25 protein-coding genes and 1 other RNA gene are annotated in these 26,974 nt (G+C 65.3%); 10 read left to right on the top strand and 16 right to left on the bottom strand.

Going from position 1 to position 26,974, the window contains the following annotated elements; translation table 11 throughout:
* Positions 1 to 5: 5 nt before the first annotated feature.
* The 5 genes from OQZ28_RS02910 to OQZ28_RS02890 all read left to right on the top strand — a co-directional run bounded on the left by OQZ28_RS02910 (position 6) and on the right by OQZ28_RS02890 (position 4,024).
* The gene (locus tag OQZ28_RS02910) at positions 6 to 1,985 is read left to right on the top strand and encodes a heme lyase CcmF/NrfE family subunit (protein WP_458135104.1); all 1,980 of its coding nucleotides are present in this window, start codon (positions 6 to 8) and stop codon (positions 1,983 to 1,985) included.
* Positions 1,982 to 2,554 (top strand): DsbE family thiol:disulfide interchange protein, encoded by a 573-nt coding sequence (locus tag OQZ28_RS02905; protein ID WP_458135103.1) that lies wholly within the window; start codon positions 1,982 to 1,984, stop codon positions 2,552 to 2,554. Before OQZ28_RS02910 ends, OQZ28_RS02905 begins: the two co-directional genes overlap by 4 nt.
* A complete protein-coding gene (locus OQZ28_RS02900) occupies positions 2,551 to 3,030 on the top strand; it encodes a cytochrome c-type biogenesis protein (protein ID WP_130730344.1) in 480 nt (159 codons plus the stop codon). The genes OQZ28_RS02905 and OQZ28_RS02900 overlap by 4 nt, the downstream gene beginning before the upstream one ends.
* Before the next feature lie 7 nt (positions 3,031 to 3,037).
* Positions 3,038 to 3,760, top strand: coding sequence for a c-type cytochrome biogenesis protein CcmI (ccmI, locus tag OQZ28_RS02895; RefSeq protein ID WP_130730345.1), 723 nt, complete (start codon positions 3,038 to 3,040; stop codon positions 3,758 to 3,760).
* An 84-nt stretch (positions 3,761 to 3,844) separates the two neighbouring features.
* Positions 3,845 to 4,024, top strand: coding sequence for a DUF1674 domain-containing protein (locus OQZ28_RS02890; protein WP_458135102.1), 180 nt, complete (start codon positions 3,845 to 3,847; stop codon positions 4,022 to 4,024).
* Positions 4,025 to 4,145: 121 nt separating this feature from the next.
* Here OQZ28_RS02890 and OQZ28_RS02885 read toward each other — a convergent pair whose 3' ends face one another.
* Positions 4,146 to 4,664, bottom strand: a complete 519-nt coding sequence (locus tag OQZ28_RS02885; protein ID WP_061271450.1) for a hypothetical protein — start codon at positions 4,662 to 4,664, stop codon at positions 4,146 to 4,148.
* A gap of 24 nt (positions 4,665 to 4,688) precedes the next feature.
* On the bottom strand, positions 4,689 to 5,858 hold the full coding sequence (locus OQZ28_RS02880) for a serine hydrolase domain-containing protein (RefSeq protein WP_458135101.1): 1,170 nt from the start codon (positions 5,856 to 5,858) through the stop codon (positions 4,689 to 4,691).
* A gap of 75 nt (positions 5,859 to 5,933) precedes the next feature.
* Between OQZ28_RS02880 and OQZ28_RS02875 the strand changes: the two genes are divergently transcribed.
* Complete coding sequence (locus tag OQZ28_RS02875; protein ID WP_458135100.1) at positions 5,934 to 8,624, top strand: M16 family metallopeptidase; 2,691 nt, start codon at positions 5,934 to 5,936, stop codon at positions 8,622 to 8,624.
* Between the two features lie 192 nt (positions 8,625 to 8,816).
* Here OQZ28_RS02875 and rpsA read toward each other — a convergent pair whose 3' ends face one another.
* The 3 genes from rpsA to aroA all read right to left on the bottom strand — a co-directional run bounded on the left by rpsA (position 8,817) and on the right by aroA (position 12,778).
* Entirely contained in the window at positions 8,817 to 10,514 is a 1,698-nt protein-coding gene (rpsA, locus tag OQZ28_RS02870; RefSeq protein WP_130730351.1) for a 30S ribosomal protein S1, read from the bottom strand.
* Between the two features lie 273 nt (positions 10,515 to 10,787).
* Complete coding sequence (gene cmk / locus OQZ28_RS02865; protein ID WP_130730352.1) at positions 10,788 to 11,429, bottom strand: (d)CMP kinase; 642 nt, start codon at positions 11,427 to 11,429, stop codon at positions 10,788 to 10,790.
* Complete coding sequence (aroA, locus tag OQZ28_RS02860; protein ID WP_458135099.1) at positions 11,426 to 12,778, bottom strand: 3-phosphoshikimate 1-carboxyvinyltransferase; 1,353 nt, start codon at positions 12,776 to 12,778, stop codon at positions 11,426 to 11,428. The genes cmk and aroA overlap by 4 nt, the downstream gene beginning before the upstream one ends.
* Positions 12,779 to 12,958: 180 nt before the next feature.
* On the opposite strand from aroA, the gene OQZ28_RS02855 reads away from it, so the two are divergent.
* Complete coding sequence (locus OQZ28_RS02855) at positions 12,959 to 13,297, top strand: TIGR02300 family protein (protein ID WP_130730423.1); 339 nt, start codon at positions 12,959 to 12,961, stop codon at positions 13,295 to 13,297.
* Positions 13,298 to 13,338: 41 nt separating this feature from the next.
* Here OQZ28_RS02855 and folB read toward each other — a convergent pair whose 3' ends face one another.
* The 9 genes from folB to OQZ28_RS02810 all read right to left on the bottom strand — a co-directional run bounded on the left by folB (position 13,339) and on the right by OQZ28_RS02810 (position 21,625).
* The gene (gene folB / locus OQZ28_RS02850) at positions 13,339 to 13,737 is read right to left on the bottom strand and encodes a dihydroneopterin aldolase (RefSeq protein ID WP_458135098.1); all 399 of its coding nucleotides are present in this window, start codon (positions 13,735 to 13,737) and stop codon (positions 13,339 to 13,341) included.
* 24 nt (positions 13,738 to 13,761) lie between these two features.
* Positions 13,762 to 14,541 (bottom strand): SDR family oxidoreductase, encoded by a 780-nt coding sequence (locus tag OQZ28_RS02845; protein WP_458135097.1) that lies wholly within the window; start codon positions 14,539 to 14,541, stop codon positions 13,762 to 13,764.
* Positions 14,538 to 15,137 (bottom strand): recombination mediator RecR, encoded by a 600-nt coding sequence (recR, locus tag OQZ28_RS02840; RefSeq protein WP_061271457.1) that lies wholly within the window; start codon positions 15,135 to 15,137, stop codon positions 14,538 to 14,540. Before recR ends, OQZ28_RS02845 begins: the two co-directional genes overlap by 4 nt.
* A 22-nt stretch (positions 15,138 to 15,159) precedes the next feature.
* Complete coding sequence (locus OQZ28_RS02835) at positions 15,160 to 15,483, bottom strand: YbaB/EbfC family nucleoid-associated protein (RefSeq protein WP_458135096.1); 324 nt, start codon at positions 15,481 to 15,483, stop codon at positions 15,160 to 15,162.
* A gap of 15 nt (positions 15,484 to 15,498) precedes the next feature.
* On the bottom strand, positions 15,499 to 17,499 hold the full coding sequence (locus OQZ28_RS02830) for a DNA polymerase III subunit gamma/tau (RefSeq protein WP_458135095.1): 2,001 nt from the start codon (positions 17,497 to 17,499) through the stop codon (positions 15,499 to 15,501).
* Between the two features lie 69 nt (positions 17,500 to 17,568).
* Positions 17,569 to 17,663: signal recognition particle sRNA small type (gene ffs / locus OQZ28_RS02825), an RNA gene on the bottom strand.
* Positions 17,664 to 17,724: 61 nt separating this feature from the next.
* Positions 17,725 to 19,500 (bottom strand): gamma-glutamyltransferase, encoded by a 1,776-nt coding sequence (ggt, locus tag OQZ28_RS02820; RefSeq protein WP_458135094.1) that lies wholly within the window; start codon positions 19,498 to 19,500, stop codon positions 17,725 to 17,727.
* Positions 19,501 to 19,559: 59 nt separating this feature from the next.
* Positions 19,560 to 20,366, bottom strand: a complete 807-nt coding sequence (map, locus tag OQZ28_RS02815; RefSeq protein ID WP_130730360.1) for a type I methionyl aminopeptidase — start codon at positions 20,364 to 20,366, stop codon at positions 19,560 to 19,562.
* A gap of 137 nt (positions 20,367 to 20,503) precedes the next feature.
* Positions 20,504 to 21,625 carry a D-alanyl-D-alanine carboxypeptidase family protein gene (locus tag OQZ28_RS02810; RefSeq protein WP_130730361.1) on the bottom strand — a complete coding sequence of 374 codons (1,122 nt, stop codon included), beginning with the start codon at positions 21,623 to 21,625 and terminating at the stop codon, positions 20,504 to 20,506.
* A gap of 258 nt (positions 21,626 to 21,883) precedes the next feature.
* Here OQZ28_RS02810 and clpS point away from each other — a divergent pair, with 258 nt between their 5' ends.
* The 3 genes from clpS to OQZ28_RS02795 all read left to right on the top strand — a co-directional run bounded on the left by clpS (position 21,884) and on the right by OQZ28_RS02795 (position 25,316).
* On the top strand, positions 21,884 to 22,315 hold the full coding sequence (clpS, locus tag OQZ28_RS02805) for an ATP-dependent Clp protease adapter ClpS (RefSeq protein WP_242621697.1): 432 nt from the start codon (positions 21,884 to 21,886) through the stop codon (positions 22,313 to 22,315).
* A 161-nt stretch (positions 22,316 to 22,476) separates the two neighbouring features.
* The gene (clpA, locus tag OQZ28_RS02800) at positions 22,477 to 24,807 is read left to right on the top strand and encodes an ATP-dependent Clp protease ATP-binding subunit ClpA (protein WP_130730362.1); all 2,331 of its coding nucleotides are present in this window, start codon (positions 22,477 to 22,479) and stop codon (positions 24,805 to 24,807) included.
* A gap of 179 nt (positions 24,808 to 24,986) precedes the next feature.
* A complete protein-coding gene (locus tag OQZ28_RS02795) occupies positions 24,987 to 25,316 on the top strand; it encodes a YnfA family protein (protein ID WP_130730363.1) in 330 nt (109 codons plus the stop codon).
* An 87-nt stretch (positions 25,317 to 25,403) separates the two neighbouring features.
* Here OQZ28_RS02795 and OQZ28_RS02790 read toward each other — a convergent pair whose 3' ends face one another.
* Positions 25,404 to 25,988, bottom strand: coding sequence for a hypothetical protein (locus OQZ28_RS02790; protein ID WP_458135093.1), 585 nt, complete (start codon positions 25,986 to 25,988; stop codon positions 25,404 to 25,406).
* Between the two features lie 57 nt (positions 25,989 to 26,045).
* Positions 26,046 to 26,972 carry a PPK2 family polyphosphate kinase gene (locus OQZ28_RS02785; RefSeq protein ID WP_130730365.1) on the bottom strand — a complete coding sequence of 309 codons (927 nt, stop codon included), beginning with the start codon at positions 26,970 to 26,972 and terminating at the stop codon, positions 26,046 to 26,048.
* Positions 26,973 to 26,974: the final 2 nt, after the last annotated feature.

Here is a 26,974-nt window from a genome sequence, read left to right as displayed (position 1 = left end):
CGACCATGAACCCGGAACTTGGAAATTTTGCGCTGGCGCTGGCATGCTGCATGGCCGCCGGACAGGCAATCCTGCCCCTGATTGGCGCAAGCCGCCGCGACGCGCGGCTGATGGCGCTGGCGCCCGCGCTGGCGGTGGGGCAGATGATCGCGCTCATCACCTCATTCGCCTGCCTGATCCATGCCGCCATCACCAATGACTTTTCGGTGCAGAACGTGGCGGCCAACAGCGCGGTCAGCAAGCCGCTGCTGTACAAGATCACCGGCGTATGGGGCAACCATGAGGGCTCGGTGCTGCTGTGGGCGATGATCCTGTCCATCTGCGGCGGGGCCGTGGCGCTGTTTGGCCGCAACCTGCCCTCCGCCCTGCAGGCGCGCGTGATTGCGGTGCTGGGCGGTGTTGCGGCAGGGTTCGAGCTGTTCTGCCTGACCACATCCAACCCGTTTGCCCGCGTGTGGCCAGCACCGATGGACGGCCAGGGCATGAACCCCCTGCTGCAGGACCCCGGCCTCGCCTTTCACCCGCCCATTCTCTACACCGGCTATGTCGGCTTTGCCGTGCCCTTCGCCTTCGCCATCGCCGCCCTCATCGAAGGCCGGGTGGACGCCGCATGGGGCCGCTGGGTGCGCCCGTGGGCCGTGGCGGCGTGGTGCTTCCTGACCTGCGGCATCGCCATGGGGTCGTGGTGGTCGTATTACGTGCTGGGCTGGGGCGGCTACTGGTTCTGGGACCCGGTGGAGAACGCATCCCTCATTCCGTGGCTGACGGGCACGGCGCTGGTGCATTCGGCCATTGTGGTGGAAAAGCGCGAGGCGCTGAAGATCTGGACCGTGCTGCTGGCCATCGGCACCTTCTCGTTCTCGCTCTCGGGCACGTTCCTCGTGCGTTCGGGCATTCTCAACTCGGTGCATGCCTTCGCCAATGACCCCGCGCGTGGCGTGTTCATCCTTGGCCTGCTCGCCCTTGTCATTGGCGGCTCGCTGCTTCTGTTCGCCATCCGCGCCCCGCAGCTGACCACGGGCGGGCTGTTTGCCCCCGTCTCGCGCGAAGGGCTGCTGGTGCTCAACAACATCCTGCTGTGCTCGATCTGCGCCGTGGTGCTGACGGGCACGATGTACCCGCCCTTCATGTCGCTGCTGTTTGGCAAGACCATCTCGGTCGGCAAGCCGTTCTTTGATGCGACAACCATCCCGCTGGCCATTCCGCTCATGGTGTTCATGGGCTTCGGCCCCATGATGCCGTGGAAGCGCGCGCAGATGTGGCCGGTGCTGCGCCGCCTGTGGTGGGCGGCGTGCGTAACAGCAGTGGCGCTTGTCGTTGCCACCTTCCAGATGCGCGAGATCCTGCCGGTGCTGGCTACCGCCACCGCCGTGTGGGTGATCTGCTCGAGTGTTGCTGACATTGCCGAGCGCCTGCGCCTGTTCCGCCAGCCTCTCGGCCAGAGCTGGCAGCGTGCGCGCAGCCTGCCGCGCGCGGTGTTTGGCGCGGCCCTGGCCCATGCGGGCGTGGGCATTGTGGTACTGGGCATTGCCGGCATGTCGCAGGCGGCGCACCGGATTGTGGAAGTGCATGTGGGCCAGAGCGAGATGCTGGCAGGCGATAGCTGGACCCTGACCGACGTAAAGCCTGCCGAAGGCCCGAACTACACCGCGCTGGTGGCCACCATTGAAGTGCGCCACAACGGCAGGCTGATCACCACGCTGCACCCCTCCAAGCGCACATTCGCCAGTCAGCACCAGACCACGACCGAGGTTGCGATCCACACCAACCTCATGGCCGACATCTATGGCGTGCTGGGCGACAAGCATGGCGATGACGCCAACCCGACCTATGTGCTGCGACTGCACTACAACCCGCTGGCGCCGTGGATGTGGCTGGGCGGGCTGATCATGGCCTTTGGCGGCGCGCTTTCCCTTTCCGACCGGCGCGTGCGCGTGGGCGCGCCACGCCGGGCCAAAACCGTTGATGTGGTGGTGGTGCAATGAGCGAACAGCCTTCTTCCCCCACCCGCCGCCGCCTGCTCATGGCGGCCCCGCTGGTTGTGGCGGGCGGGGTTGGCGTGGGCTTCTGGCGCATGCTCTCTGGCATGACAAAAGGCTCGTTCGACCCGCATGACATCCATGCCCCGGCCCTCAACCGCCCCGTGCCTGACTTCGCGCTGCCCGACCAGGCACCGGGCACCGGCTTTTCAGCCGCCGACCTACGGGGGCTGAAGGCGCCGGTGCTGGTGAACTATTTCGCCTCGTGGTGCATTCCCTGCGTGGCCGAGATGCCGGTGCTCAACGCATTGAAGGACAGGCTGCCGATCTGGGGCATTGCCTACAAGGACAAGCCCGAGCATGCGCTGGGCTTCGTGCAGCGCGCGGGCAACCCCTATGCCCGTATCGCCTCTGACCATGACGGGCTGGCCGCGATTGACTGGGGCGTGTCCGGCGTGCCGGAAACCTTTCTGGTCGGGCCGGGCGGGATCATCCGGTGGCACACCGCCTCCCCCATTACCGAGGCCATGATCGCCAACACCATCATGCCGCTGGCGGACAGCCTCAAACCATGAAGACACATCCCCTACGCCGCGGCGGCCTGATTGCCCTGCTGGCCTGCCTGTTCTTCGCGCCGCTGGTGGCGCTGGCGGTGGATGACCCGTCGGAAATGCTGCCCGACCCGGCGCAGGAGCAGCGCGCCGAGGCCATTGGCGCGCAGTTGCGCTGCCTCGTGTGCCAGAACGAATCGATCGAGGACAGCAGCGCCGATCTGGCCCGCGACCTGCGCCACGTGGTGCGCGAGCATGTGGCCAAGGGCGAGAGCAACCAGCAGATCATGGACTGGATGGTCAACCGCTACGGCAACTTCATCCGGCTCAAGCCGCCCTTTACCATCGGCACGCTGCTTTTGTGGGTCATGCCGCTGCTGGCACTGTGCATTGGCATCGGCATTGCGTGGTGGACCTTCCGCCGCCCGCGCGCGCCCACGCCGCCGCCGCTTTCGGATGAAGAGCGCCGCCGCCTGTCCGACCTGACCGAAACACGCTGAGATTGATATGATCTGGATTGGTATCTGCCTGCTTGGCGTGATCGCGCTTGTGCCCGCACTCCTGTCGTTCCGCCGCACCACGCTGCTGCGTGACGAGCGTGAAAGCGCGCTGGTGCTGCATCAGGCCCAGCTGGCCGAACTCGAGCGCGACCTGGCCGAAGGCATGATCGCACCCACCGAGCATGACAGCGCGCGGCTGGAAATCCAGCGCCGCGTGCTCGGCGCCGACATGCTGCCTGCCTTCATCGCCCGCAAGGGTGCCTCGACCGGGGCGATTGCAGCCGCCCTCGTGGGCCTGCCGGTTGCGGCCATTGCACTGTACATGACCGTGGGCCACCCCGGCCTGCCTGCCCAGCCGCTGGCCCCGCGCCTTGTGGCGCTGCAGAAGGAAGACCACCGCAACGATGCGCTGATCGACCGCCTGCGCGACCAGCTCAGGCAGATCCCGCCGGGGGATCCGAGCCTGTTCCAGGGTTACGTGCTGCTTGGCCAGGCCGAGGCCGGGCGCGACCATTACGCCGCCGCCGCCCAGGCCTGGCGCAGCGCCATTGAGCAGCGCTTCGACCCCGAGGTGGCAGCCCGCGCGGCTGAAGCGCAGATGATGGCCGATGATGGCCATATCTCGCCCGAGACCGCCGACCTGTACCGCCGCGCACTTGATGCCGCCCCGCCTGATGCCCCGTGGCGCATGACGGTGCAGCAGCGCATCGCCCAGTCGGAACATCAGTAACCGGTCCATCAATAACGCGCTATTGCGGCCTGACGGGGGCTTTTACGCTTGCAAGCCCCCCATGCCGGGCGGAAAGTGATGGGCATGAGCAAGGATACATCCCCCTCCCCCGCCCCTGCAGCCGATAACGCGCAGGATGAAGCGGCCAAGGAAGCCGCATTGCTGAAACAGCCCGCCGAGGCCGATGAAGTGGGTGGCCCCAAGGGGCCGGAACCCACCCGCTACGGCGACTGGACGGTAAAGGGCCGCTGCGTGGATTTCTGATCCCGCTGCCCATCCCCTTAAAATGCCTTAAGAAATAATAGAAGTTTTGGGGTGCCGCCTTTTTTCAAAAAGGCGGCGTCTTTCGAAGCTTTTTGAAAAAAGCTTCACCCAAAACTTTCGCTCAGAGTTCGTTGGGCAGCGGGCCACGCCCGAAGGATGTCTGCCGCGCGCGATGCCCCGGCGGCGGCACGTTGCACGAGATCAGGTAGATCCCGGCCACGAACACAAGCTGCGAGAGCGAATTGAACCACAGCGCGAGTTCATATACCGCATCCGCCGTCACGGCCTGATAGAGCGCATAGGCTGCAAACGGAATGGAAATGGGCCGCATGCCCGCCAGCATGATGCGAAAGGGGTTCTGGTAGCCCGGCCGCACCATGGCCCGCATGCGGTGGATGCCGATGTAGAAAATCACCTCGAAAAACCAGCCCAGCACATTGGTAATGAGGTTGTTGATCGTCATGCCATCGAGCACCAGCAGGGCGGAAATGGAGGCGGCCGAGAGCACGATCGAGCCGACCTGAAAGCTCATGCCCACGTCCATCGCCGTCAGGCGCTCGGGCAGCGCATCGGCAACAGGCTGGAAAATCCGGTCCAGCAGCCAGGCGTCGAACTGATTGACGCGTTCACCAAATGACATGACAGCTCCCAGCCTTCTCTCTCATCATGCACAGGCGGCGGCCACGACCGCATCGGGGTAGCTGCCCGCCATGCCCGCCAGCGCAGTGTTGCTGAGCATGACAATGCTCATGCCCCGCGCCCGGTCAACCACCCATTGATGCCCGTACACACCGCCCCATGTAAAACTCCCCGCGCTGAGCGCCGTGCGCGCGGCAGTGGAATCCGTAATCACGGCGCCACCATAACCAAAGCCACGCCCGCGCATGAGCGGCCCCATTTCAATCGCACCCGTGGCGTTGCGCCCGAACAGCATGGCCGATGCGGGCGAGAGCAGCCCCTCGCCGCCAAGCCGCACCGCCTCGAGAAACGCAAGGAATTCAGGCGCATTGCCCACCATGCCTGCCCCACCCGAGGGATAGGAGGTCGGATCATATATCCGGTCGGGCGCAAAACGGATGGCCCCCACCCCGCCACCGGGCAGCAGGCGGGGCAGCACGTATTCCGTGCCCATGCGAATGGGGGCGGGCCTGCCATCGGCGTAGCAGGTGGCGAGCGTGCCGGGCGGTGGCGGGGCAAAGCCCGTCTGCTTCCAGCCCAGCGGGCCGCCTACATGATGATGCAGCGCCTCGGGCAGCGTGCACCCGGCCACGGATTCGATCACGCCGCCCATCACGTCCAGCCCCAGCGAATAGGCCCATCCCTGCCCCGGCGCGAAGATGAGGCGCGTCGTGGCCAGCCGCGCCAGATTATCCACCAGCGAAAGCCCCGGCTCGGCAATGCCGTCGGACACGCCTGCGCGGGTATAGGGATTGTTATCCTGCGGAAAGGAGAAGCTGTAGGTCAGCCCGCTGGTATGGGTGAGCAACTGGTGCGAGGTGATCTGGCAGGGTCCGCCACCCGGCAGGGCAGGACGGAAATCGGGCAGGTAGCGCGTGATCGGGGCATGAAGGTCGAGCCGTCCTGCCTCCGCCAGGGCCAGCGCCACGGCGGTGATGGCCGGCTTGGTCAGCGAGGCGAGGCGAAAGGGAGTGCCCACCTGCATCGGGCGTCCGTCCTCACGGTCGGCAAGGCCCACGGCCTCGCGCACCACCACCTCGCCATCAACGGCGATGAGCACCACCGCGCCGACCAGACGGCCTGCGGCCACGGCACTTTCCATGACATCACGCACCCGCCCGGCCATGCGGGTCGTTTCCGGCTGGGTTATGGACATGACCGTGCCTCCTTCATGACTGGCGACGCAACACGCGAACTGGCCCCCGCCCGTAAAGCGGCGTAACCTTGTGGCATGATAGCACGCCTGTTTTCCAAGACATTATGCCTCTCCCTCCTGTTATGCGGTAGCACGCTTGCCACGCTCCCGCAGGCAGGGGCCGCAACGCCCGCGCCCCAGCCTGACATGCCGCTACAGGCCACCCTGCCCAACGGGCTGCGGGTCGTGATCGTGCCTGACCGGCTGGCCCCGGTCGTGAGCACCGAGATCAATTACCTGGCCGGTTCGGCCGCGGCACCGGCGGGCTTTCCCGGCACGGCGCATGCGCTCGAGCACATGATGTTTCGCGGCAGCGAGGGGCTGGACCGCGACCAGCTTGCCGCCATCGGGGCGCGGCTGGGCGGCAACTACAATGCCGACACGACGGAAAACGTGACGCAGTTCTTCTACACCGCCCCGGCGGAAAACCTCGACGTGCTGCTGCATATCGAAGCCCTGCGCATGAAGGGCCTGACACTGGCCGCCGATGACTGGGCGCATGAGCGCGGCGCGATCGAGCAGGAAGTCTCGCGCGACCTGTCGAGCCCCGGCTATGTGTACCTGGCCCGGCTGCAATCCATCCTGTTTGCAAACACGCCTTACGCGCATGACGCGCTGGGCAGCAGGCCATCCTTTGACAAAACCGACACGGCCCTGCTGCGCCGCTTCTACCGCGACTGGTACGCCCCCAACAACGCCATTTTGGTCATTGCCGGTGATGTTGACCCCGCCCGCACCATGGCGCAGGTGCGCGCGGCCTTTGGCCCCATTCCCGCCCGCGCGCTGCCCGCGCGCCCGCAGGTCCATCCCGGCCCGGTCCATGCCCAGACGCTGCATTTCCCCACCGACTACCCGGTGGGGCTGGTGGCCATTGCCAGCCGCATGCCCGGCCAGAACAGCCATGATTATGCCGCTGCCCGCATTCTGGCCGATGTGCTGTCCAGCCAGCGCGGGGCGTTGTACGAACTCGTGCCGCAGGGCCGCGCGCTGCTGTCGAGCTTCGATTTCGTGACCAAGGCGGATGCGGGCATCGGCATCGCCATTGCTGCCTTCCCCAAGGGCGGCGAGGCAGCCCCCCTGCAGGCGCGCATGCAGGATATATTGAAAACCCTGCGTGAAAACGGCGTGCCCGCCGATCTGGTCGAAGCCGCGAAACGCAAGGAACTGGCCCAGCTCGGTTTTGCCGCCAACAGCATTGCAGGCCTTGCGGAAAGCTGGTCCGAGGCCCAGGCCATCATGGGCCTGCAATCGCCCGATGATGAAGCCACCGCCTTTGCCGCCGTCACACCAGAGGACGTCAACCGCCTAGCCCGGCAGGTGCTCGACCCGCAGCAGGCCATCACCGCCATCCTCACCCCGCGTGATGGCGGCCACCCGGTCGAGGGCAAGGGTTTTGGCGGCTCGGAATCCTTCGCCTCCACCCCCGATCACCCCGTCAGCCTGCCGCAATGGGCCAATGACAGCCTGATGGGTGTGAATGCCCCCACGCCCTCCGCCCAGCCTGCCGCCTTCACGCTGCCCAACGGGTTGCGCCTGATCGTGCGCCCGGCCACGGTCAGCCATACGGTCAGCCTGTACGGCACCATCCGCCAGAACGAGGACATGCAGGAGCCACCGGGCAAGGAAGGCATTGCCGACATAACCGATGAGATGTTCCGCTACGGCAGCACCACGCATGACCGGATCGGGCTGCAAAAGGCGCTTGATGACATTGCCGCAACCGAAAGTGCCGGTTCCGATTTCAGCCTGAGCGTGCTCACGCCCGATTTCGAGCGCGGGCTTGACCTGCTGGCGGAAAACGAACTGCACCCCGCCCTGCCCGAAGCCGCCTTCAGGGTGGTGCAGGCCAATGCGGCGGCCTCGCTGTCGGGGCTACTGCATTCACCTGACTACCTGTTTGGCCGCGCGATGCAGGCCGCCGTCTCGCCCAAGGGTGATCCGTCGCTGCGGCAGGCCGAGCCTGCGGGCATCATGAAACTCAGCGTGGCGGACTGCCGCGCCTTTTATGCCGCCGCCTACCGGCCTGACCTGACCACCATCGTCATTACCGGCGACATAACGCCCGATGCCGCCTACAAGGCCATTGCCCGTACCTTTGGTGCCTGGCAGGCCACAGGCCCGACCCCCGTAGTCGACCTGCCGCCGCGCCCCGACAGCACGGCCAGCGTAACCCGCGTGCCTGACCCGTCCAGCACGCAGGCTACGGTTTCCCTGCCCGAGAGCCTTGGGCTGACGGCGACCAACCCGGAGCATTTCGCGCTCAACCTGGGCAACGAGATTCTGGGTTCGGGCTTTTCATCCCGCCTGTATCGCGACCTGCGGGTGCGCACCGGCTATGTCTATACCGTGCGCAGCCACCTGACATGGAAGCGCCAGCGCGCGGCCTACAGCATCTCGTTCGGCGCTGACCCGCAGAAGGTGGACGCGGCGCGCGCTGCTGCGATACAGGACATCATCGCCATGCAGACCCAGCCTGTCAGCACGGATGAACTGGCCATGGCGCGGGCGGGCATGCTGCGTGGCCTCGCGCTGCAATCGGCCAGCCTCGACACCATTGCCGCGGGTTACCTGCATTTCAGCGACCTTGGCCTGCCGCTCAACCAGAACGATATCGCAGCCCGGGCCTATTATACCATGAGTGCGGAAGCGATCCGCGATGCCTTCCGCAAATGGATACGCCCCGATGACCTTGCCGAGATCATCAAAGGCCCACCCGCTACACGGTAAAAGCAGATGAAAGTTTTTGGTGAAGCTTTTTTCAAAAAGCTTCAGAGAACGCCGCTTTTCTGAAAAAAGGCGGCACCCAAAAACTTTCATTCTTTTCTTTCGACATAAAAAAAGGGCGGTGCATTCCTGCACCGCCCTTTTTTGTGCCCGGCACCAACCCACGCATGCGCGGGCCAGGGCCTGTGGCTCGGATCAGCTCTCGGCGTTACGGCGACGGATCGCGGCACCCAGAATATCACCCAGCGACGCACCGCTATCGGAAGAACCGTAGTCGGTGATCGCCTGCTTGTCTTCCTCGACCTCACGGCCACGGATGGTCAGGGCCAGCTTGCGGGCAGCGCGGTCAACCGACACGACCTTCGCATCAACGCGCTCGCCAACGGCGAAGCGCTCGGGGCGCTGGTCGGCCTTGTCACGGGCCAGTTCCGCACGGCGGATGAAGCCGGTCAGAACGTCGTCAACCTTCACCTCGATGCCGTTCGCCTGAACCGCGGTCACGATGCAGGTCACGACCGCACCCTTCTGCACCTTGCTCAGCGTGTCGGCTGCGGGGTCTTCATGCAGCTGCTTGATGCCCAGCGAGATGCGCTCTTTCTCCACGTCCACGTCCAGAACCTTGGCCTTTACGACCTGGCCCTTCTCGTAGTGGCTCATGGCGACTTCGCCCGGCTCGTCCCACGACAGGTCGGACATGTGAACCATGCCATCGATGTCGGCGGAGAGGCCGATGAACAGGCCGAACTCGGTGATGTTGCGGATCTCGCCTTCCACCACGGAACCAACCTTGTGTTCCTCGGCGAACTGCTCCCACGGGTTGCGCTGCACCTGCTTCAGGCCCAGCGAGATGCGGCGCTTCGCGCTGTCCACATCCAGAACCATCACATCGACTTCCTGGGAAGTGGCGACGATCTTGCCCGGATGGACGTTCTTCTTCGTCCAGGACATCTCGGACACGTGCACCAGGCCTTCGACGCCCGGCTCGAGCTCGACGAACGCACCGTAGTCGGTGATGTTCGTGACGCGACCGGTGTAGCGGGCACCCGGCGGGTACTTGATCGCCACGTTCTCCCACGGGTCAGCCTCAAGCTGCTTCATGCCCAGCGAGATGCGCTGCGTGTCGGGGTTGAAGCGGATGACCTGCACGCGGACCGGCTGGCCGATCTGCAGCGCCTCGGACGGGTGGTTGATGCGCTTCCATGCGATATCGGTCACATGCAGCAGGCCATCGACGCCACCAAGGTCGACGAACGCACCGTAATCGGTGATGTTCTTGACCACGCCATCGAGGATCATGCCTTCCTTCAGGCCCTGGATCAGCTCGCTGCGCTGCTCCGCACGGGTCTCTTCGAGCACGGCGCGACGCGACACGACGATGTTGCCGCGCGCGCGGTCCATCTTCAGGATCTGGAACGGCTGGGGCACGCCCATCAGCGGGGTCACGTCGCGCACGGGGCGGATATCGACCTGTGAGCCGGGCAGGAACGCCATCGCACCGCCGAGGTCGACCGTGAAGCCACCCTTGACGCGGCCATAGATGGTGCCGTTGACACGCTGGTTGCCTTCGAACGCCTTTTCAAGGTTCGACCAGGCTTCCTCGCGGCGGGCCTTCTCGCGCGACAGGACGATGGACCCGTCACGATCTTCGTACCGCTCGACGAACAGTTCGATGACATCACCCGGCTTGACATCGGGGGTAACGCCCGGCGGCCCGAATTCCTTGAGGGAGACGCGCCCTTCGCTTTTCAGGCCGACATCGACGATGGCGTATTCATCCGTCAGGCGAACGACGCGACCGGTGACGACGGAACCGTCAAACGCGGAATCGCGACCGAGGGTTTCCTCGAGGAGATCGGCAAAGTTCTCGACGGGCTGTGTTGTGGCTGAAGCCATGAGTTACTCGTAAATCCTGTAACCACATCATGACCGCGCGGCGGCGGATGTGGACAATCCTGCGCCCCCGCCTGCCCGCCTGCGCGGTAACATGGGAACGACTTGCCCGGGCTCCCAACCACGACACGGTCGCGGCACGCCTGCGGGCCAGATGTGAAAGATCATGCCCGGCGCTGGCGCGCGGGGCATATACCGTTGAGCACAGACACCCTATGGGCGGCGCATGTCAATAAAAACCGTGCCGGGGGCGGATGGTTCGCGCACAAAAGCGCGCTAGCGCGTCTTCAGCGCCACGATCCGCAGGGCCTCGGCCAGGACTGCGGCGGCATCGAGGTGGTCGGTCTCGATATGCACGGCGTCATCCGCCGGCCGCAGGGGCGCGGTGGCGCGGGCGGAATCGGCCGCGTCCCGCGCCGCGATCTCGCGCTCCACCTGTGCGATCTGTGCCGCGCGATCAGGGGCGTCGGGGTCGGTGGCCATCTGCTCCCACCGCCGCTCGGCGCGCGTGCGGGCCGAGGCCGTAATGTAGAGCTTGACCTGGGCGTCGGGGAAAATGACCGTGCCGATATCGCGCCCGTCGAGCACCGCGCCATGGGCACCGGCAAAGCGGCGCTGCACATCAACGAGTACCCGGCGTACGGCGGGCTGGGCGGCCACGAGGCTTGCGGCACGGTCCACCTCGGGCACGCGCAGGTCGGTGCGGCGCAGGTCTTCCATGCCCACGGTGGCGGCAAATTCCTCCGCCGGGGCGGTGGCGGGGTCATGCCCGGCATCGATCATGCGCCGCCCGGTGGCGCGGTAGAGCAGGCCGGTGTCGAGATAGGGCAGGCCCAGCGCCTCGGCCAGACTGCGGGCCAGCGTGCCCTTGCCCGCCGCGGCCGGGCCGTCAACCGCTATGACCAGGCGCTGCGTCATGCCGCAAGCCCCGCGCCGATGCCGTTCATCAGCCCCACGAATCCAGGGAAGCTCGTGTCGATGAAGGCGGTGTCATCCACGCTGACCGGCTTTTCGGCTGCAAGGCCCATCACAATCGCGCTCATGGCCAGGCGGTGGTCCATGCGGGTCTCGACCAGCCCGCCACCGGGAATGGCGCCGCCCGTGCCATGCACGATCATGTCATCGCCCACCACGTCCACCTTGATGCCATTGGCCTCAAGCAACGCCACGGTGGCGGCAAGGCGGTCGCTTTCCTTCACGCGCAGCTCCTCCAGCCCGCGAAAGCGCGACTGGCCCGTGGCATGGGCGGCGGCCACGGCCAGCACCGGATATTCATCAATCATCGATGGCGCGCGGGTGGCGGGCACGTCCACGCCATGCAGCGCGCCTGCGGTGGCGGTCAGGTCGCCTACCGGCTCGCCGCCCTCGACACGCTCGTTGCTGATGACGAGATCGGCCCCCATCTCACGCAGCGAGGTAAACAGCCCGGTGCGCAGCGGGTTCAGCCCCACGCCCTGCACGGTTAACTTCGAACCCGGCACCAGCAGCGCTGCCACCAGCACGAAGGCAGCAGAAGACGGATCGCCCGGCACCACGATGTCACGCGCCACAAGGTCGGGGCGGCCCTGGAGCGTAATCACGCGCCCGCCCGCGCCCATGGGCTCGACATGCACCTGCGCGCCGAAGTGGCGCAGCATGTTTTCGGTATGGTCGCGGGTGGCGACGGGTTCTTCCACCCGGGTCTCACCCACCGCGTTCAGCCCGGCCAGCAGCACGGCGGACTTGACCTGGGCCGAGGCCACCGGCAGCCGGTAGGCCAGCGGCGGCGGGTTGGCGTTGCCCGCGATGGCCAGCGGCAGCCGGCCGCCCTGGCGCGAGAGGAAGGTGGCCCCCGTGGCGGCCAGCGGGTCGGTCACGCGCTTCATCGGGCGGCCACGCAGGCTGGCATCGCCCGTCATGACCGAGGTGAAGCCGTGGCTGGCCAGAATGCCCGACAGCAGGCGCGCCGCCGTGCCGGAATTGCCCATGTCCAGCACATCGGCGGGTTCACGCAGCCCGTCGAGCCCGCAGCCCTGCACGCGCCACTGGCCTGCCCCCTCGCGGGTGATGTCCGCGCCAAGGGCCCGCATGGCATCGGCGGTGCGCAGCACGTCCTCGCCTTCCAGCAGGCCGGTGATGTGGGTCGTGCCGCGCGCAAGGGCTGCAAACATCAGCGAGCGGTGGCTGATCGACTTGTCACCCGGCACATGGACCGAACCGGACAGGGGCGCGCGCGGGGCATGAACCGTCAGCGCGCGAACGGAAGAAGGGGCATGATCGGTTTTCATAACGCATCCCATTCCGTATTCCGGGTGACAAAGTCAATCACAGATCGGCATGATCGGGGTGCCGGGGTGCGGGGGCAATGTTTGACATCTGCCGCGCAAACTGGCATGGGGCTGCGCCTTTTGCCACTTCCGGATACAGTGGCTCCATTCATCATCAAAAACAGGATCGACAGGTTCAAGATGGCTCAGTCCAACCTCGGCACCAAACGTGTCTGTGTCTCCTGCAGCGCCCGTTTCTACGATCTGAACAAGAATCCGGCCGTCTGCCCCAAATGCGGCGCTGAACAGCCCGTGGAACTGCCGCGCCTGCGCCGCCCGGTGGAAGCTGCCCCCGAATCCAAGCCCAAGACCGGCGATAACGCGGTCGATAACGACGTGGATGTCGATCTCGACGCCGATGCGGATGAGGATGCAGACGCCGTGCTGCCTGACGACGCGGGCCTTGATGACGATGATGACGACGACATCAGCAGCGCTGACATCGACGTCAAGACCGACAAGGACGACCACGACAACTGATCCTGACCGGCCCGGAGTCCACGCTCCGGGCCGTTTTTGCATCAGGCGGGGTTGCGGCGCTCGATCTCAACACCAACCGATTCGGCATCATCGAAGATGTCGAGTTTTTCCACACGCACGCGCGTGATGCGCACGCGCCTTTCCGCCAGCACGCCTGCCGCGATTCGCTCGGCCAGCGTTTCCACAAGGGCGACATGCCCCTGCGCCACCAACGCGCGCACCAGCAGCACCACACGTTCATATGATACCGTGCGGGCCAGATCATCAGCCCCCACCTCCAGCGAGGCGCTGTCAGCCACGCCAAACATCACATTGACGCGAATGCGCTGGGTTACGCCCTGCTCGTGCTCGAACACGCCGATATGGGCATCAAGCACCATGTTGCGCACGAACAGGCAGCGCAGGTTTTCAGGTTCATTCCACGGCGGGAATACAGACATGGTGGTTCCTGTCGGTCGGGGGCTTCAGCGCGCGGGTGGCGTGGGTGACCACTGCATGTGCTGGCCGCCATCAAGGGCAAGCATCTGCCCGGTTACGGATGGCAGGCAGATCAGCGACAGGGCTGCGCGCGCGATCTCATCAGGCGTGGCAACCCGGCCGAGCGGCACGGAGGCGCACTGGCGGGCAAACTGCTCCGGTGTCTGCCGTGGCGTGGGCAGCACGGGGCCGGGGCCTATGGCGTTGACGCGGATCTGCCGTGGCGCCAGCGCCAGCGCCATGGTCTGGGTCAGGGTCCATAACGCCGCCTTGGACACGGTATAGCTGACAAAATGGGGCGTGAGCGACCATACGCGCTCATCAAGCATGTTCAGCACCATGCCATCCGCACCCTCGGGCAGCAGGCGGGCGAATTCCTGCATCAGCACGAAGGGCGCGCGGGTGTTGGGCTCCATATGGGCATCCCACCCGGCCCGTGTCGCGTCATCCCATTCATCGCGCATGAACATGCTGGCATTATTGACCAGCACGCCCACCGGGCCGAGCACGCGGGTCGCCTCGGCCACGAGCGGCGTGACCATTGCCTCCTCCGCCAGATCGGCGCGCAGCAGCACGGCCCTGCGGCCTGTAGCGCGGATTTCGGCAGCGGTCTGTTCCGCCGCGTGCGCGGACGTGTTGTAATGCAGCGCGATATCGAAACCCGCCTGCGCCAGTTCCAGCGCAATGGCGCGGCCAAGGCGGGCCGCGCCGCCGGTAACAAGGGCTGCGCGCGGCATGCCGGCAGGCACCGGCCAGAGTGTGCTCATGCGGGCCTGCGCGCCATGATGGCGGCGGCCAGCGTGCCATCATCAAGCACGTCAAGCGCGCCGCCCACCGGCACGCCCTGCCCCACGCGGCTGATCTTTATGGTGTCAAAGCGGGCCAGCCGCTCATGCAGCCAGTGCATGGTGGTGGCCCCCTCCACCGTGGCGCCAAGGGCCAGGATCACTTCGCGCACGCTGCCCCCGGCAATGCGGTCGAGCAATGGCTGCACGTTGAGGTCATCCGGCCCGATGCCGGACAGGGCGGACAACGTGCCGCCCAGCACCTGGTACACGCCGCGATGCACGCCCGCGCGCTCGAGCGCCCACAGGTCGCCCACGTTCTCCACCACGCACACCAGCCCCGCATCGCGTGTGGGGTCGGCGCAGATGGCGCAGGGATCGGTCGTGTCGAGATTGCCGCAGCTCGAGCAGGTGCGCACGGCGCGCGCCGCCTGCTCCATGGCCTGCGCCAGCGGCAGCATGCGGGCATGGGGCTGGCGCAGCAGGGCCAGCGCCGCCCGGCGGGCCGAGCGGGGCCCGAGCCCCGGCAGGCGGCCCAGCAGGGTCACCAGCCGGTCGATCTCACCCCGCCCGCTCATGCATGCCCTCCTGTGCCCTGGTTCAGAACGGGAATTTCATCCCGCCCGGCAGGTTCAGGCCGCCGGTGACCTTCTTCATTTCCTCGCTGGCGGTGGCGTCGAGCTTCTTGCGGGCATCGGCGCTGGCGGCAAGAATCAGGTCCTGCAGCATTTCCATCTCGGCGGGGTCGGCCAGCTTGGGGTCGATGGTGATCGACTTCATGTCGCCCTTGCCGTTCATGGTCAGCTTGACCATGCCAGCGCCCGCGCTGCCTTCAATGACCATGTCTTCAAGCTTGGCCTGCATTTCTTCCATGCGGGCCTGCATCTGGGTGGCCTGTTTCATCAGGCCGGCAAGATTTTTCATGTTCAGTGTCTCTCCTCAGGCAAAATCATCTGCATCCAGGTCGTCCTCTTCTACCAGATCGGCATCAAGAGGGGCGAATTCGAGGTCTGGCGCCAGACTTTCCAGCGCCAGTTCTTCGGGTGGCAGGCCATAATCATCGAGCGCGTGGTCGGTTACGGCACCAAGGCGGGCGGTGGGAAAAACCGCCAGCACCGCCTGCACCAGCGGGTGGGCCTGGGCCTGCGCGCGGTGCAGCTCGATGATCTCGGCCCCCTGCTCTGCAATCGTGGCCTCGCCTTCCTCCTCGGACTGGCGGACCTGCCATGTGGCATCGCCCGTCATCTCGCGCAGGAAGGTTTCCAGCCGCCGGGCCAGGCCGGGCAGGCTGTTGCGTTCCACCCGGATCGTAATCAGCGGCGGCTCAAACGCGACAAGATGCACCGCATGGTAAAGATGGCCGTGCAGCATGGCGTCACGCCCCGACACAAGGGCCAGGGTCTCGCGCCACGTGCGGGGCGCGGGCGCAAGCGGCATCTCCTCCACCCGGCCGATCTCGGGCGCGGGCCGCGCCGTGGCATCGACCCGCACACCGCCATTGGCCACCATGCGGATGGCGCCACCACCACCGCCCTCCGGCCCCGGCGCAACACTGGAGGATGCGCCAGCCTGCACCCCGCCCTCCGTGGGAGCGGCAGGAGAGGCCGAAGCCTGTACGGGCGCGGCCGCGGCATCCTGCCCCAGCACGCGGCGCACCACATCGCCCGGCGGCGGCAGGTCGGCCACATAGCACAGGCGGATCAGCACCATCTCAGCGGCCTGCCTGCGGTCAGGCGCCTGCTCGACCTCGGCCACACCCTTGAGCAGCATCTGCCATGTGCGGCCCAGCACCGGCACGGGTACGCGCTCGGCCAGGGCCGCCCCGCGCAGGCGCTCTGCCTCGGGCATCTCGGGGTTGTCGCGTAGGGCGGGAATGGCCTTGAGGCGCGAGACGGTATGCACAAGCTCCAGCACATCGCCCAGCATCACGCCAAGATCGCCACCGCGCTCATACACATCGCCGGTAATGGCCAGCGCGCGCTCCGGGCGGCCTTCAAGCACGGCATCGAGCAGGTCGAACACCAGCCCGCGATCGGCCAGGCCCAGCATGCCCGCCACGAGATCCAGCCCGATGGGGGCGGCATCCGTACCGCCCTCGCCATCAAGCGTGCCCTGGGCTATGGCCTGATCGAGCAGCGACAGCCCATCGCGCACCGAACCATCGGCAGCCCGCGCGATCAGGGCCAGCGCATCAGGGGTGAAGGTGACGTTCTCGGCGCGGGCCACGCGATCGAAATGGGCGGCGAGTTCCACCTGCGGCACACGGCGCAGCGCGAAGGTCTGGCACCGCGAGAGCACGGTGACCGGCACCTTGCGCAGTTCGGTCGTGGCGAAGATGAAGGTGACCTGTGCGGGCGGTTCCTCCAGCGTCTTGAGCAGCGCGTTGAACGCGTTGCGCGAGAGCATGTGGACCTCATCGATGATAAAGACCTTCATGCGCCCCTGCATGGGGCGGAAGCGGGTCGCCTCAATGATTTCGCGCACGTCGTCCACGCCGGTGCGCGAGGCGGCATCCATCTCCAGCACATCGGGGTGGCGGTCAGCGAGGATGGCGACGCAGTTGGGGCACACGCCGCACGGGTCCGCCGTGGGGCCGCCTTTGCCATCAGGCCCGGTGCAGTTGAGCGCGCGGGCAATGATGCGCGCCGTGGTGGTCTTGCCCACGCCGCGCACGCCGGTCAGCATGAAGGCATGCGCCACGCGCCCGAGCGCAAAGGCGTTGCGCAGGATGCGGACGGTGGTTTCCTGGCCGATCAGGTCATCGAATGTGGTGGGGCGGTATTTGCGGGCCAGCACGCGGTAGGGTGCGGCGGGTTCTGCATCCGCCACGGCGGGCGATGCCGATGGCGGCGGGGCGTCACCAAACAGGCCGGGGCCATCTGCGGGCGGTGCAGGCAGCCCGGCCTCCTCGGAACGATCCTGATCCGACGAAACGGTCATTGATGCATCCGGGCTGGAGAAGTAGCCATGGCGTACGTGGCGCGATGGCGACACAGAAACTTGTTTCAGATGAGAGACCGGCCATAACCCGGACGAAACTCACTACGGCTGCTTCCTTCCGGACCTGACCAGGTTAGCAAGGTATCCGTCTACAACCGATCTCCCGAGCGGGTTCTAACACATACACCCGCCCCATGCACAAGGGGGCGGGCAAAAAAATCACGCTTATTCCCCGACAGCCGCACCGGACTGGTGGCGCAGGTCGGCCCCGCCATAGTAACGCGCCTGCCCCACCCGGCCGATGCGCGGGCCACCGACAAGGATGCTCTCGGCAACGCCCCAAGGCGCATGCTCCTCCACCCTGTAGCCTTCATGGGTGAGCGTGCGGATGACGGCGGGCGAGAGCGCGCCGTGTTCCACCTGCACCACATCGGGCTGCCACTGCTCATGGATGCGCGGCAGGTCGACCGCCTGCTGCACGTCAAGCCCGTAATCGACCATGCCGGTCAGCACCGACAGGATGATGGTGGGAATGCGCGAGCCACCGGGGCTGCCGAGCACCATGGCAGGCTGGCCATCATGCGAGATGATGGTCGGCGCCATGGAGGAGAGCGGCGTCTTGCCGGGCGCTATGGCATTGGCCTGGCTGCCCACGATGCCGAACATGTTCGGCTCGCCGGGGCGGGTGGCGAAATCATCCATCTCGTCATTCATGACCACGCCGGTGCGGCCCGCCACCACGCCTGCGCCAAACCAGCCATTGAGCGTATAGGTCACCGCCACCGTCATGCCGGACTGGTCGGCGATGGAATAGTGGGTGGTTTCCTCCTTCTCGCCTTCAGGCTGGCCGGGGCGCAGGCTGGCGGAGGAAACCGCATGATTGAGCGGCAGGTACTGGCGCACCTGCGCCGCGTAGGCGGGGTCGGCCAGGTGCGCGATGGGGTTGTTGACGAAGGCGGGGTCGCCAAGGTCCTGCCGGTCGGCATAGGCGTGGCGCATGGCCTCGACCTCGCGCTGCACGGCTGCGGCCGTATGCAGCCCGAGCGCATGCATGTCATAGCCTGACAGGATGTTGAGCATCTCGCACAGCGCGACACCGCCACCGCTTGGGGGCGGCGCGGTATCGATATGGTAACCGCGATAGTCGCATGTCAGCGGCGCCATCATGCGGGTGTGGTAGCTGGTGAAATCCCTGCGCGACAGGATGCCGCCGCCCTTCTGGCTGCTTTTTACGATCTCTTTCGCCACCGGCCCTTCATAAAAGCCGCTGGCCCCCTTGCGCGCGATCCGCTCGAGCGTGCGGGCCAGGTCAGGCTGCACCAGCCGCTCACCCGCCATGAGCGGCGTGCCATCGGCGTGCAGGAAGATCTTGCTGGCGTACGCATCCCTGGCAAAGGCCTCGGTTGAGGTGTGCAGCAGGTCCGCATCGCTGGGCTTGAGGATGAATCCGTCACGCGCCAGCATGATGGCAGGTGCCATGACATCCGCGCGTGACAGCTTGCCCCACCTGTCATGCACCTCTTCCAGCCCCGCCACGGTGCCGGGAACGGCAACGGCCTTCCACCCCTTGGTGGAGGCGCCGGCAATGACGTGGCCCGCCGCATCCTGATACATGGTGGCCGTGGCGGCCCCCGGCGCATGCTCACGGAAATCGACAAAGGTCGCCTGCCCGCCGGGCATGCGCAGGGTCATGAACCCGCCGCCGCCAATATTGCCCGCGGCGGGGTAGACCACCGCCATGGCATAGCCCACCGCCACGGCGGCATCGACCGCATTGCCGCCGCGCGCGAGGATGTCGGCCCCCACATGGGCAGCAAGGTCCTGTGCCACGACCACCATGCCATTGCGCCCCGGCGTGGGCGCCATGCCGATGGCCTGGCCGCCCTGCGTGTTCTCGAATGCCAGCGGGTCCACCACCGCGGCCTGCCCCGCCACAGGCAGGGCGGCGACAAGGCATGAAAGCAGGAGCGCGCGGTAGTGCAGGCCACGGGCAGAAGGCATGGGCGTTTCCTCTCGGTATCGTCGGTATCCTTGCTCCCGCAGCAGCAAGGGGCGGCGTGTTACGCCAGCGTGTAGGGCGGGCAGGTATAGCCTGCAGGCGAGAGGGTGAAGACCTCGCACCCGTCTTCCGTAACACCCATCATGTGCTCGAACTGGGCGGAGAGCGAGCGGTCGCGCGTTACCGCCGTCCACTTGTCTTCCAGTATCTTCACGTCCGGGCGGCCGATATTGAGCATGGGCTCGATGGTGAAGAACATGCCCGGGCGCAGCACCAGGTCCGCATCGGGGCTGACGTAATGCAGCACGTTGGGCGGCGCGTGGAAGGTGCGCCCGATTCCATGCCCGCAGAAATCACGCACCACCGAAAAGCGCCGTGCCTCGGCATAGGTCTGGATGACACGCCCGATATCGTTCAGCGTGGCGCCGGGGCGCACGGCATCAATGGCCAGCATGAGGGATTCATAGGTCGCCTCGATCAGCTTCTGCGCGCGCAGCTTGACCTTGCCCACGGTGTACATCCGGCTCGTATCACCGTACCAGCCATCAAGGATGACGGTCACATCGATGTTGAGGATGTCGCCATCCTTCAGCGTCTTTTCACCCGGGATGCCGTGGCAGACGACATGATTGATCGAAATGCAGCTTGAGGCCGGATAGCCGCGATAGCCCAGCGTGGCCGGCACCGCGCCATTGGCAATCATGTAATCATGGATCAGGCGGTCAAGCTCGCCCGTGGTCACACCCTCGCGCACATGCGGGGTGATCATGTCGAGCGTGCGGGCGGCAAGCTGGCCCGCCGCCCGCATGCCCACGAAATCTTCTGGCGTGTGGATCTTTACCGCGCCGCCGTGCATATCGCCTTCCATGCTGCTAACCTTTCCTGTCATCTGTGCATGACCACCCGCCCGCAGTCATGAGAGGGACAACAGGAACACGCCTGACCCGCCTGCCAGCCGCGCCGGATGGATAATCGTGCCTTCTATACCCTGCCCGGCGCGTGCTGTCAGCTTCGTGACTTGGCGCGCGCATGCGTGGTGTGCGCCACATGCCCCATGCTGACCAGGTGCACATGCGCCCGCACGGGGGCGGGGTGTACGTGCACCACCGTTCCATGCCCGCGCCGGATGCGGGTGTAGGAAGCGGGAATGCCCGGGGCCTCGGCCACTTCATCCGCCGTCGTGGCCCGCAGGCGGGCTGAGGCCAGCGTCATGCCATGGCGCCCGGCAACCGACCTGCCGCCCGCACGCGCCAGCAGCAGCGGCCGCATGGCGGGACGCGCCACGGGGGCCACGCCCTCGGCCTCGAAGCTGGTGTCGAGCAGCGCCGCCATGGTGGTGTTGCGCCGCGTATTGGACTTCGCCCCCATCACCACGCCGATCAGGCGCACGTTGTCACGTACGGCGGAGGTGACGAGGTTATGGCCCGCCTCATCGGTATAACCGGTCTTGAGGCCATCGGCACCGGGATAGGCGCCGAGCATCGGGTCATGGTTGGGCACTTCGCGCCCGTGGAAATAGAAACCCGGCACCGCAAAGTAATGGTAGTACTCGCCATAATCCACGATCAGGTGGCGCGCCAGGGTGGCGAGGTCACGCGCCGATGTCATCTGCTCGGGGTTGGGCAGGCCGGACGCATTGCGGAACACGGTATCATACATGCCAAGCCTGCCGGCCTCGCGCGTCATCATCGCGGCGAAGCGGGTCTCGTCGCCCCCGCCGAGGAACTCGCCCAGCGCGCAGGCCGCATCATTGGCGGACTTGGTGACCAGCGCCAGCACCGCCTGCTCCACCGTAAGCTGCGAACCCGGACGCAGGCCAAGCTTGGAGGGCTCCATGGAGGCGGCATGGACCGAAACCGGCATTTCCTGATTAAATGAAACCTGCCCCGTGCGCACGGCCTTGAAAGCGAGGTACAGCGTCATCAGCTTTGTCAGGCTGGCGGGGTAGCGCCGCAGGTCCGAATCCTGCTGCGACAGCACGGCCCCGGTGCGGGCATCGACCACGATGGAGCTGACCTGCCCCACATACTGCGCCCTGGCCGCATGCATGCCCCCAAGGCCGACACACAGCCCCACGGTTGCGGTGATCCTGAGGCGGGAAAGGCGGGTAGCGGGTAAACGGCTCATGGGATGGCGAAACCTGCGCGTGCAATGATCATCATACGGCTTCGGGCGCACGGGGTTACCCGGCACCCCTCCATCCATTCACGGGTTGCTTGGCTGCAACCATTCTAAAAGAAAGGTTTTCTATTCGTCCAGAGCGTAATTATAACCTTGCCATTCCATAAACGGGATGCGCGCCGATCAGGGGAGATGCAAAAAAATCCCTGTCCCCCGGCGCTCGCCCCTTTCAACCGGCGGCAAAGTTCCAATATGGTACCTGTCATGTCTGCTATTGCTCAAGCTTCCCTGCCCCACACCGCGCCCCGACCCGGCGCGGACAGCCCGCGCCCGCATGGGCATGGCGGCAATACGCCCCCACGCCGTAACGGCGGGCAGGACTCGCCGCCGGGCAATGATGACGGCATGATCGACGTGGTCATCCGCACCCGGCCACAGACCCGCAAGCCGGCCATGTACAAGGTGCTGATGCTCAATGACGACTACACGCCCATGGAATTCGTGGTGCATGTGCTCGAGCGCTTTTTCCAGAAAAACCGCGAGGAAGCGACCGACATCATGCTGCACGTTCACAAACGTGGCGTGGGCGTGTGCGGGGTCTTTACGTACGAGGTTGCCGAAACCAAGGTAACACAGGTGATGGACCTCGCGCGCCAGAACCAGCACCCGCTGCAATGCACGATCGAAAAGGACTGAGCCCACGAGCAAGCGCATCTTCCCGCCCCCGTCGCGACCCGATCGCGTTCCATGGCATTTTGTGCTGGCATTTCCATCGCAACAGGGCAAGGATTGTCCTGGCTTACCGGTTATGATCTCCGGGGTCCTGGTGGCCCCTCTTGGAAAAGGAGCGTCTCGGCATGTTGTCACGTAATCTTGAACAGACGCTTCACCGTGCGCTGACACTGGCCGGCGATCGCCGGCACGAATACGCAACGCTTGAACACCTCCTCCTCGCGCTGATCGACGACCCTGATGCCGTAACGGTGTTCCGTGCCTGCGGGGTCGACCTGAACAAGCTGCGCACCGACCTGACCGACTTCCTCGACAAGGACCTGGCAGGGCTGGCCGCCGACCGCACGGTTGACCCCAAGCCCACTGCCGCCTTCCAGCGCGTGATCCAGCGCGCGGCCATCCATGTGCAGTCCACCGGGCGCGACGAGGTGACCGGGGCCAATGTGCTCGTGGCCCTGTTTGCCGAGCGTGAGAGCCATGCCGTGTATTTCCTGCAGCTGCAGGACATGACGCGGCTGGACGCGGTCAACTTCATCTCCCACGGCATTGCCAAGGCGCCCGACCGCTCGACGCGTCGGCCCGTAGCGGGCAGCCCGCCCGAAGGCGGCGAGAGCGAGGAACGCGGCAAGACCGGGCAGAAGAACCAGGATGCGCTGTCCACCTACTGCACCAACCTCAATGACAAGGCGCAGGAAGGCAAGGTCGACCCGCTGATCGGCCGCGACTCTGAAATCGAGCGCACGATCCAGATCCTGTGCCGCCGCACCAAGAATAACCCGCTTTATGTGGGCGACCCCGGCGTGGGCAAGACCGCCATTGCCGAAGGGCTGGCCAAGCGCATCGTTGAAGGCGACGTGCCTGAAGTGCTGCTCAACGCCACCATCTACTCGCTCGACATGGGCGCGCTGCTTGCGGGCACGCGCTACCGTGGCGACTTCGAGGAGCGGCTGAAGGCGGTCGTGACCGAACTCGACAACAATCCCGGTTCGATCCTGTTCATTGACGAGATCCATACCGTGATTGGCGCGGGTGCGACCTCGGGCGGGGCGATGGATGCCTCCAACCTGCTCAAGCCCGCACTGGCGGCAGGCACGCTGCGCTGCATGGGGTCGACCACCTACAAGGAATACCGCCAGCACTTCGAGAAGGACCGCGCCCTCGTGCGCCGGTTCCAGAAGATCGACGTGGCGGAGCCTTCGGTCGAGGATGCGGTCAAGATCCTGCGCGGGCTCAAGGTCAATTACGAAAAGCACCACAAGGTGCGCTACACCGATGATGCGATCCGTGGGGCGGTGGAACTCGCCGCCAAGTACATCCACGACCGCAAGCTGCCCGACAAGGCCATCGACGTGATTGACGAGGTGGGCGCCTCGCGCATGCTGGTGCCCGAGAACCGCCGCCGCAAAACCGTGACGCTGAAGGATGTGGAAGACATCGTGGCGAAGATCGCCCGCATCCCCCCCAAAAGCGTCTCGTCGGACGACAAGGAAACCCTGCGTTCGCTCGAGCGTGACCTCAAGGGCATGGTTTACGGGCAGGACAAGGCGATCGAGGCCCTGACGGCGGCGATCAAGCTGTCACGCGCGGGCCTGCGCGACCCGGAAAAGCCGATTGGCAACTACCTCTTCTCCGGCCCCACCGGCGTGGGCAAGACGGAAGTGGCCAAGCAGCTTGCGGCAACGCTGGGCATCGAGCTGATCCGCTTCGACATGTCGGAATACATGGAGCGGCATTCGATCTCGCGGCTGATCGGCGCACCGCCGGGCTATGTCGGCTTTGACCAGGGTGGCCTTCTGACTGATGCCATCGACCAGCACCCGCATGCGGTCCTGCTGCTTGATGAGATCGAGAAGGCGCATCAGGACCTGTATAACGTGCTGCTGCAGGTGATGGACCACGGGCGCCTGACCGACCATAACGGCAAGACGGTCGACTTCCGCAACGTGGTGCTGATCATGACCACCAATGCGGGTGCCGCCGACCTGAGCAAGGAGGCCATCGGCTTCGGCCGCACCTCGCGCGAAGGCGAGGACGAGGATGCGATCAAGCGCCTGTTCACGCCGGAGTTCCGCAACCGGCTTGATGCGATCATCCCGTTTGCCAACCTGTCGCCGCATGTGGTGGACCGGGTGGTGGAGAAGTTCATCTTCCAGCTTGAGGCCCAGCTGGCCGATCGCAACGTGATGATCGAGATCTCGTCCGCCGCGCGGGAATGGCTGGCAGAACGCGGCTACGACCGCCTGTATGGCGCACGTCCGCTGGGCCGTGTCATTCAGGAGAACATCAAGAAGCCGCTGGCCGAGGAACTATTGTTCGGCAAGCTGACCAAGGGCGGGGTGGCCAAGATCACGCTCAAGGATGGCAAGCTCGACTTTGAATACATCTCGCAGGCGGAAAACGATTCCACTGAAGGTGATGAAGGCGACAGCACCCGCGAAGCCGAAGCCGCCGACTGAGGATTATCCACCCAGCCTGAGAACAAGACAGGAGCCAGAAATGGCTCCTGTTTTTTTAGGAATGATTTAAGGGTAATAAAAATTTCCGGGTGCTGCCTTTTTCAAAAAGGCCGCTTCTTTCAAAGCTTTTTGAAAAAAGCTTCACCAAAAAACTTCTTATTGTTTCCTGTAAGGGTGCCATGCTCACCGCCGCCATCTACATTCCCGCAGCCTTTGCCGAAATTGGCGGCTGCTTCTGTTTCTGGGCCTGGATGCGCCTTGGCCGCTCGCCGCTGGTACTGGTGCCGGGCTGCCTGTCGCTGGTGCTGTTTGCATGGTTGCTGACCTTCAGCCCCGCTGACAATGCGGGCCGGGCCTATGCCATTTATGGCGGCGTGTACATCGTGGCCAGCCTGGTATGGTCCTGGCTGGTCGAAGGCCTGCCGCCTGACCGGTGGGACATACTGGGCGCTGCGATCTGCCTTGCGGGGGCTGCACTGATCCTGCTCGCCCCACGCGCCCATCCCTGAGTAAAAAATTCTTGGTAAAGCTTTTTTCAAAAAGCTTCGAAAGAACACCGCCTTTAAAAAAAGGCGGCATCCAGAAAACCTCTTCAATTACTGATAACGGGTGCCGTTGACGCTCACATAGCCCTCAACCGGCCAGCTCCGCCCGGTGCCGTGATGGGTCCAGTCAATGCCCTGGCTGCGGGCGTTGTCATAATAATAACGGCCCAGCACATCGGCCTGGTCTCCCTTGGCCACCCACGGCCATGTGGGTGCGGACATGCGATCGAGATCCGATACGATGCGGATCGACACGCCATGGCCCACATCAACATAGAAATACCCATGCAGGCCGCTGCGCGTGCGCTTGGAGGCCGAGACGGCGATGACCTTTCCGCACACATGCTCGACCCGGTCGGGGTGGGCTTCGCTGCTGCTGGCTTCCGCAGCCTGAAGGTCAGCAAGGAATTTGCCGTCATCGCACGCCTCGGGCACGGGACTGGCAATGGGCTGCGGGCGTGAACTGCTGCCCTCATACCCGCTTTGCCCGCTCTGTGTGCCCTGCGTTTCATCACGCGACTCTTCATGCCGGTGGTGGTGGTGCCGCGCATGGGCGGGTGTCATGCCCCCCATCTGCAGGGCCACGAGTGCCCCGAGCCCCGTCATCACGCATCGCTGCCAGCGCATTGCCGCCATCTGAGTGTTCTCCCTTTCCAACAGATCACAATCTTTTGCGGTGCGCTGGCGGCGGCGTCAATGAACGGGGTTATGCGTGGGGCGGGGGGCTTCCGCCTCAAGCTGCCTGCGGGCCTTTTCCATGTCCGCCTCCATGGCCGGGTCCATGGCGGGCATTTTCAGGTGCAGCTTCTCCAGCGCGTCGATGATCGCCTCGATCACGACCAGGCGCTCGAACCATTTCTGGTCGGCGGGCACGATAAACCACGGCGCATCGGGGTGGGCGGTGTGGCGGATCGCTTCCTCATAGGCGTTCTGGTAGTCATCCCAGTACTGGCGCTCGTGAATATCGGCAGGCGAGAATTTCCAGTTCTTGGCGCGGTGCTTGATGCGCTGCAAAAAGCGCAGGCGCTGCTCCTCCTTGGAAAGATGCAGGAAGAACTTCAGCACGATCGTGCCCTGGCGCGCCATGTAGCGCTCGAAACTGCTGATATCCTCGTAACGGTCCTGCCAGAAGGTAGGCCTGCGGCGCAGGCTCAGCGGCAGGCATTCGTGCTCGAGCAGTTCGGGGTGCACGCGGGTCACGAGCACTTCCTCATAATGGCTGCGGTTGAAGATGCCGATGCGGCCAGCGGCAGGCGCCACCATATGCTCGCGCCACAGATAGCCATGCGCCAGCTCGACCGGGCCGGGCTGCTTGAAGGACGAGACACTGACCCCCTGCGGGTTGATGCCCGACATGACATGCTTGATCACGCCATCCTTGCCGCCCGCGTCAAGCGCCTGCAGCACGACCAGCACGGACCATGTGTTGTTGGCGTATAACAGGGCCTGTAGCTGCGAGAGGTAGCGGATGCGCTCCTTGAGCAGCTGCTTGCCGGTTTTCTTGTCCAGCCCGCAGGCCTCCGCAGCGCGGGTCGGGCAGTCGGCAAGGGAGAACCCCTTGCCGTTATGCACGCTGAAACGGCGTGCGAGGGTGTTTGTGGTCGTTTTCTTGCGGGCCATGC

It is taken from the genome of Komagataeibacter sp. NFXK3 (assembly GCF_054182245.1).
This window is presented reverse-complemented; position numbering and strand designations above follow the sequence as displayed.